Annotated in this window: 5 protein-coding genes and 1 pseudogene; 2 read left to right on the forward strand and 4 right to left on the reverse strand. The window is 74.2% G+C overall.

Features of this window, described 5'->3' with window-relative positions:
* Positions 1 to 111: 111 nt before the first annotated feature.
* Entirely contained in the window at positions 112 to 438 is a 327-nt protein-coding gene (locus ACM9LD_RS21905) for a hypothetical protein (protein WP_415678646.1), read from the reverse strand.
* Between the two features lie 102 nt (positions 439 to 540).
* Entirely contained in the window at positions 541 to 1,092 is a 552-nt protein-coding gene (locus tag ACM9LD_RS21910) for a hypothetical protein (RefSeq protein WP_415678647.1), read from the reverse strand.
* Between the two features lie 392 nt (positions 1,093 to 1,484).
* Between ACM9LD_RS21910 and ACM9LD_RS21915 the strand changes: the two genes are divergently transcribed.
* Positions 1,485 to 2,909: a DEAD/DEAH box helicase gene (locus tag ACM9LD_RS21915; protein ID WP_415678696.1), complete on the forward strand. Its 1,425-nt coding sequence runs from the start codon at positions 1,485 to 1,487 to the stop codon at positions 2,907 to 2,909.
* An 87-nt stretch (positions 2,910 to 2,996) separates the two neighbouring features.
* The gene (locus ACM9LD_RS21920; protein WP_415678648.1) at positions 2,997 to 3,323 is read left to right on the forward strand and encodes a BTAD domain-containing putative transcriptional regulator; all 327 of its coding nucleotides are present in this window, start codon (positions 2,997 to 2,999) and stop codon (positions 3,321 to 3,323) included.
* Here ACM9LD_RS21920 and ACM9LD_RS21925 read toward each other — a convergent pair.
* Together ACM9LD_RS21925 and ACM9LD_RS21930 are read right to left on the reverse strand one after the other, a co-directional pair.
* Positions 3,249 to 6,512 carry a helicase HerA domain-containing protein gene (locus ACM9LD_RS21925; RefSeq protein WP_415678649.1) on the reverse strand — a complete coding sequence of 1,088 codons (3,264 nt, stop codon included), beginning with the start codon at positions 6,510 to 6,512 and terminating at the stop codon, positions 3,249 to 3,251. The two genes, ACM9LD_RS21920 and ACM9LD_RS21925, sit on opposite strands and share 75 nt — an antisense overlap.
* Positions 6,509 to 6,791, reverse strand: a pseudogene (locus ACM9LD_RS21930) (hypothetical protein); the annotation flags it as partial. The pseudogene ACM9LD_RS21930 and the gene ACM9LD_RS21925, both read right to left, overlap by 4 nt.

The following is a 6,791-nucleotide window of genomic DNA, read 5'->3' on the forward strand; positions in this document are numbered from 1 at the left end:
ACGATGTTCACGAGCAACCATCAGGTGGGGCCAGATCAAACCGTCGCAACACCACCGGCGAGTCGCAAACGGGGCCAGGTCTAGCCGTCGAGCCGGGGCCTCTTCAAGCTGTCATAGCCAGCCCTGCTCGGTGCGGATCGCGGCGAGCTCGGCGTTGATCAGGGGCTGGATCCCGTCCCACCGCCACTGCGGGTTCTTGGTGTACTGCGCCGCGGCCTTGGTCGCGTTCACGCGCGGCGTCCGGTTCGCGATCCACTGGTCGTACACCGCGCGGGCGGTCCGGGCGTTCGGGCTCACCGCAGGGTTCGACGGTGCGGCGGCGCCTGTGCCGGGTGCGGGATTCGGGGCTGCGGTGGCGACCGCGGCGAGGGGAGTGGCGAGGGTGGCGGCCAGCAGGCCGGCGGAGACGGTGCGGGCGCCCCAGGTGCGGATGGTCACGATGATTACCTCTCGATGTCAAATAATGAACACCAAGAAGATAGCCCGGCGAACGACGTCAGTGTACGGAAATCTTCGTGATCCCGAACACGTGGTTGTCGATCAGGCGCAGACGCGACGCACAGCGCTGGCGGCATCGCCCAGCGCCGAGAACGCGGGGTTGCTCTTGACCCAGGTGTTCTCGCCCGAGCCGCGCGCCGCCTGATCGGCGCGCAGGGCCTCGTTGTAGGCGTCGAGCTTGGTCTTGTAGTCGGTGATCGCGGTCTTGATCGTCGGTGCGAGGTTCTCCGTCGCGATGATGCCCGGCAGCCGGCCGGTCTCCGTGGCGATGGCGGCGAACTCCGCGTTGATCAGCCCCGTGATGCCGTCCCAGGTCCACTTCGGGTCCTTGGTGAAGGCGACGGTGGCGCGACTGGCGACGATGCGGGTGTCGTACCCGGACTGCCACGAGGAGCACGCGGACTTGCCCGCGGCCGCGGCGGCGGCCGCACGCGACGACGCGATGGTGCTCTGGTACGCGGCCACGTCCTGCGGGTCGGCCGAGCCGGTCCCCGCGACGGAGCCGCAACCGGCCAGCGCGAACAGCGACGCCCCGACGGCCAGTGCCGCGCCCCCGCGGCCGCGGAACGGATGGATCCTCGTACGTGCGGTCATGATCGTGCCTCCCCTGATGCGCGTCGAGCGCGCGCCCTATGACTGCATTGTCGCCCATGAAACGACTCCGCGTTCCACGAGGGTGCGAACGCACAGTGTGTGAGCGTCGGCACTCCACCGTCGATTATGCGGGACGATGCGAACAGGTTTGCTATGCTGAGGAACATGCGGGACGGTGACGTCCCGCGCCGTCGTAGGGCACCCGGGCCCCTGACTCGCCGAAATCGGCTCGAGCCCACCTCCCGGTTCTTTTCTTGCGGCGAGCGGATGCGGCCACCGCCGCCTTCGCCACCACCACCGTTAGGTACACCCTTACCGTGAGCACCCCTGTGTCCACCCGTTCCTTCGCCGACCTCGGCGTCCCCTCGAACCTCATCGCCGCCCTGAACGACATGGACCGCAGCACGCCGTTCCCCATTCAGGCCGACACCCTGCCCGACACGCTCGCGGGCCGCGACGTGCTCGGCCGCGGCAAGACGGGCTCGGGCAAGACCCTCGCCTTCGCGATCCCGCTGGTCGCACGCATCGCCGGGCACCGCGCACCCGCGGGTAAGCCGTCGGGCCTCGTCCTCGCCCCGACCCGCGAGCTGGCCACCCAGATCACCGCCACCGTCGAGCCCCTGGCCCGCGCCGCCGGCCTGCGCGTCACCACGATCTTCGGCGGCGTCAAGCAGACCCGGCAGGAGCAGGCGCTGAGCAACGGCGTCGACATCGTCGTGGCCTGCCCCGGCCGTCTCGAGGACCTGATGCGGCAGCGCATCGTCGACCTGTCGCGCGTCGAGGTCACCGTGCTCGACGAGGCCGATCACATGGCCGACCTGGGCTTCCTCCCCGTCGTCACCCGGATCCTCGCCGCGACCCCCGCCGGCGGCCAGCGCATGCTGTTCTCCGCGACGCTGGACAACGGCGTCGACAAGCTGGTCCGCAAGTTCCTCACCGACCCGGTCTCGCACTCCGTCGACCCCGAGAACTCGCCGGTCGTCGCCATGACGCACCACGTCTTCGAGGTGGGCGGCAAGGACGACAAGACCGCGCTGGTGCGCGCCCTCGCCTCCGGCACGGGCCGCCGCATCCTGTTCACCCGCACCAAGCACCAGGCCAAGAAGCTGGCGAAGCAGCTCACCGCCGACGGCATCCCCGCGCGCGACCTGCACGGCAACCTCAGCCAGCCGCAGCGCGACCGCAACCTCGAGGCGTTCAGCACCGGCGCCGCCCGCGTGCTCGTCGCCACCGACATCGCGGCCCGCGGCGTCCACGTCGACGACGTCGAGCTGGTCGTGCACGTGGATCCGCCCGCCGAGCACAAGGCCTACCTGCACCGCAGCGGCCGCACCGCCCGCGCCGGCAGCGAGGGCACCGTCGTCACGGTGATGACGAGCGATCAGCGCAAGGACACCCAGACCCTGCTCAAGAAGGCCGCCATCTCGGCCCGCCCCGTCGCGGTGACCGCCACGTCGCCGGTCGTCGTCGACCTGGTCGGCGAGGTCGCGCCGTACGTCAAGCCCGAGGTCGTCGCGCCGCAGCCGCAGCAGCAGCGTCGCGCCGGCGGGGGGCACGCCCCGGGCCGGGGTCGCGCCGGGCGCGGCAAGGGGACCGGGCAGCGAGCCGACGGTGCCGGCCGCGGCCAGGGCGGTTCCGCCGGTCAGGGCGGCCAGCAGCGCCGTCAGGGCCAGGGCGGCCAACAGCGCTCCGGCGCGCGCCAGGCCCCGTCCGGCGGTCGGGCGCAGGGCCAGGGCCGTCCGCAGGGGCAGGGCCGTCCGCAGGGGCAGGGCCGCGCCCAGCAGCCCCGCCGCCGCGCCACTCGCCCCGCCGGCTGATCCGCGCCGCGGATTTCGGGTAGTCGCCTACTCGTTCGCCGCGCCCCGCACCGGGGTCCAATGGACCCAGGGAATCGGAGGTGCACGATGGACGGATCGAACGACGGCCGTGACGCCGTCGAGGCGGCGACGGCCGCCGTGCGGCGGGACCCGCTCCGCGAGGACGCGCACCGCGCCCTCGCCCGGGCCCACCTCGACGCGGGCGACCTGTGCCTCGCGCGTGCCGCCGTGCAGCGGTACGCGCAGCTGACGCGGCGCGAGCTCGGCGCCGAGCCGTCGCCGGACCTGTGGACGATGGTCGGGCTGCCCGCGTGGACCCACGCGCGTCCCGCCCGGTCGTCAGCCGCGGGCGATCGCCAGCACCTCGTCCTCGGTGGGCGGGCTGGCGGGGTGATGGCTCAGGCACATCGGTGAGTGCAGGCGCACCGTCGCCGCGCCCGCCCCGAGGTAGAAGTCGCCCGCGCCCAGCCCGCCGATGCCGTCGAGCCGGCCGCCGCGGGCGGCCGCCAGGTCCTTCGCGGCCTGGATCTGGACGGGCGCGTTGAGCTTGCCGTAGAAGTGCGTCGCGCTGTTGCCGACGATCTTGTCGTGCAGGCCCTTCGGGGCCTGCGTCGCGAACACCAGCCCCAGCCCGTACTTGCGGGCCTGCGAGGCGAGGAGCAGCGTCGACTCCGTGGACGGCTTCACCGCGCCCGACGGCGCGATCTGCTGCGCCTCGTCCATCACGAGCAGCCACCCGACCGGGCGATCGCCCGCGGGATGCCGCTTGATCCACGAGAACAGCGCCAGCTGCAGTTGCGCGACGAAGGTCTGCCGCTGCGTCTCGTCGGGCAGGCCGATCAGGCTGATCACCGAGACGCGGGCGCGCTTGCCGTCCGCCGGGGTGAGCAGCGTCGCGGGGTCGACGGCCTCGCCGCGGCCGCCGAGCAGCGGGTTGTTGATCAGCGCCGCCTGCAGGTTCGCGGCGAGCTCGGGTGCCAGCCTGTCGGCGCTGCCGAGCGCACTGCGCGACGAGTCCCACGCGCCGAGGAACTCGGCGAACGCCCGGATGTCGGCGCGGCCGATCTCCCGGCCGTAGGCGTCGAGGGCCTCGCGCAGGACCGCGCGCTGCTGCTCGCGGCGCGATCCGCCGACGCCGACGTGCTGCTCCAGCGCGCTCGCGCACGCCTCCACGGCCATCGCGAAGCCCTCCCGCGCCTCCTGCGCGTCGAGATCGTCGCCGTCCATCCCCGCGCGCAGCGCCGCGAAGTCCGGGATCGGCTGCAGCACCAGCGGTCTCGCGGACGCGCGGTTCGGCGTCCAGACCACCACGTCCGTGTCGGCGAGGTAGGTGCGCGCCCGCTCGGCGTCGCCCTCCCACCAGCCCGACGGCGCCTCGGGCCACGCCGCGCCGAGGCGGGAGAGGTCGTTGTTCGGGTCCAGCACGATCGCCGAGACCCCGCGCAACGCGCACTCCTCGATGAGCCGCCGGATCAGCACCGTCTTCCCCGAGCCGGAGCCCGCGAAGATCGCGGTGTGCTTGCGCAGCTCCGCGGGGTCCAGGGCGACGGGCCCGTGGTCCGGTCCGAGGCCCACCGCGATGCCGGCGGGGTCCGACGGTGCCGCGGCCGCCGGCCGGGCGGCGGGTTCTGGCGCCGGTGCGGGGCGCGGGGCGGGCGGGCCGCCGAACATGACGTCGGCGACGGAGCTCGACAGCCCGCCGACGCGGCCCACCGCGTCGCCGGGGATCATGCCGCGGGCGCGGCGGGAGGCCGGGCGCTCGGCGGCCGGCTTCTGCTCCAGGCCGGCGAACATCCGCAGCCCGTGCGCGGGCCGCCGCGCCATGAGCCACTCGTCGAGGCCGTCGGGGCCGTTCGCGATGATCCGGCCCAGCGCGTCGAGGGTGGCGAGGTCGGCCTCGTCGAGGGGGAGCAGCTCCGCGCCGCGCTCGACGGCGTCGGCGATCACCGACGACGCCTTCGGGCTGGTCGGCCAGGGTGTGGAGCGCAGCAGGAAGAGCTTGCGCCGGTCCATCCCGGCCGCGACGCCGGCCGCCGTCGCGGCGCTCTGCACCCGGTTGGTGGTGGCGACGGCGTTGGCCGCGGGGATCGCGCGGAAGGCCCAGTGCTGCTCATCCTCGACGCGGCCGGGCAGCCGTCGCCGCAGCCGGCCGTCGAGCTGCTTGTTGCCCCGCTCGATCTGGAAGCCGTCGCCGCCGTCCTCGCGGGTCCACGCCCGCAGGCCGGCCTCGAGGAGGCCGCCCATCCGCTTGTCGGCGACGGCCTGGTCGGTCGCCACGTCGCCGACGCGGGCCCGGATCCGCAGCGCCTCGAACTGCTCGTCGATGCGGGCCAGCACGTCGACGGGCGGGTCCGCGGGGGACTCGGCGGGCTCCGTCGGCGTCGGCTCCGGCACCGACGGCGCCACGCGCGCCGGCCCGTCGTCGAAGGAGGCGAGCTCGAAGTCGGTGCGGGTGGTGACGCACGCCCGGATGTGCGCGTCGACCTTGGTGAGCAGGTCGCGCGGCGTGTGGTGCACCGCGGAGGCGAAGGCCTCCGGCGCGATCGGCCAGGTGGGGTGCGGCGGGACGAAGTCCTTCGCGCGGTACGCGGCCGTGAGCCGGCGCTCGACGATGGCGCGGGCGATGGCACCGTCGGGCAGCGATTTCAGCGGGCCGACCACCCGGAACCGGGCGGCGACGGAGGCGGTGGCGCGGCTGGAGAGCGTCTCCCACGCCGTCGGCAGCATGCAGGCGACGGTGACGGTGCGGTACAGGCCCTGGCGCAGCGACATCAGGCCGTGGCCGACCTGCTCGATGACCTCGCTCTCGGCCGAGTCCGGGGCGGTGAGGGTGGCCGCGGACTGCGCGAGCAGGGTGTCGATCTGGTCGACGGCGAAGACCGTCGCGGCGGTCTCGGCCATGAACGCCGAGACGGCGCGGACCGTCTCCACCGCGGGGAAGCCGTGCGCCGGCAGGCCCCAGTGCAGGCGCTCTGCGGCGGTCTCCTCGACCTCGATGTCGTCGAGGAAGGCCGAGCCGAGGTCGGCGAGGCGGGTGTCGGGGGAGGCCAGCAGCACCAGCGCGCGGAGCACGCCGTGGTACTGCCGCACCTGCGGGCGGCGCTTGCTCATGGCCGCGACCAGCGCGTCGAGCCCCTCGGGCGTGGGCACGGCGTCGCCGGAGAACTCGCGGCGGTGCGCGCGCGAGAGGCCGGCCTCGTCGGAGAGCAGCCACAGCAGCTGCGCGAGCTGCGTCTCGTGGTCGCGGGCGGGGCGCAGGAGGGAACTGCGCAGCGAGGTCAGCGCGGCGCGCCAGAAGTCGGAGGCGTCCAGCAGCTCCAGCAGCACGAAGTAGTGGCCCGCCGCCTGCACCTCGGAGCGGAACCGGGTGAGCAGGTGGGTCTTCCCGGTGCCGGCGTTGCCGGTGATCACGAGGCCGGTGGGGGAGGCGCCGGTCGACGCGACGGCGTCGCCGAGGGCGTCCTCGAGGTCCTCCCAGACGTCGGTGTGCAGGCCGTCGACGTGCGTGTCCTCCGCCGCGGCGTCCCACACCTCCTCGTACGTGGGCGCCCAGCTCAGGCGGACGGAACGCAGCGCCGCGCGCTGCTGATCGGAGAGCGTCATCGGGTGATCCGTATCGCGTGCAGGGGACGGCCGCCCAGCTGCAGCGCGGCGGCGTGATCGTCCGGGGTGAGGGCTTTGAGGTTGTCCTCGGCGACGATGTGCACGCCGGGCTCGGGGTACAGGGCGCGCAGGCCCTCGTCGACGGTGGCGCGGGGCACGCCGGGCAGGGCAGCCCGCAGGTCGCGCAGGGCCACCCACGCACCGAGCGCGGCGACGGCGCGGTACGCGGCGCGCACCCGGTCGGCGGGCTGCGTCTCGGGCGCGGCATCGGGCCGGGCG

Origin of the sequence: Tsukamurella hominis (assembly GCF_965137015.1) — a bacterium.
Taxonomy (GTDB): Bacteria; Actinomycetota; Actinomycetes; order Mycobacteriales; family Mycobacteriaceae; genus Tsukamurella; species Tsukamurella hominis.

Excerpts from the sequence above, each read along its gene's own strand:
- ACM9LD_RS21925 (WP_415678649.1), bottom strand. The coding sequence starts at position 6,512 with ATGACGCTCTCCGATCAGCAGCGCGCGGCGCTGCGTTCCGTCCGCCTG.
- ACM9LD_RS21915 (WP_415678696.1), top strand. The coding sequence starts at position 1,485 with ATGGACCGCAGCACGCCGTTCCCCATTCAGGCCGACACCCTGCCCGAC.
- ACM9LD_RS21920 (WP_415678648.1), top strand. The coding sequence starts at position 2,997 with ATGGACGGATCGAACGACGGCCGTGACGCCGTCGAGGCGGCGACGGCC.
- ACM9LD_RS21910 (WP_415678647.1), bottom strand. The coding sequence starts at position 1,092 with ATGACCGCACGTACGAGGATCCATCCGTTCCGCGGCCGCGGGGGCGCG.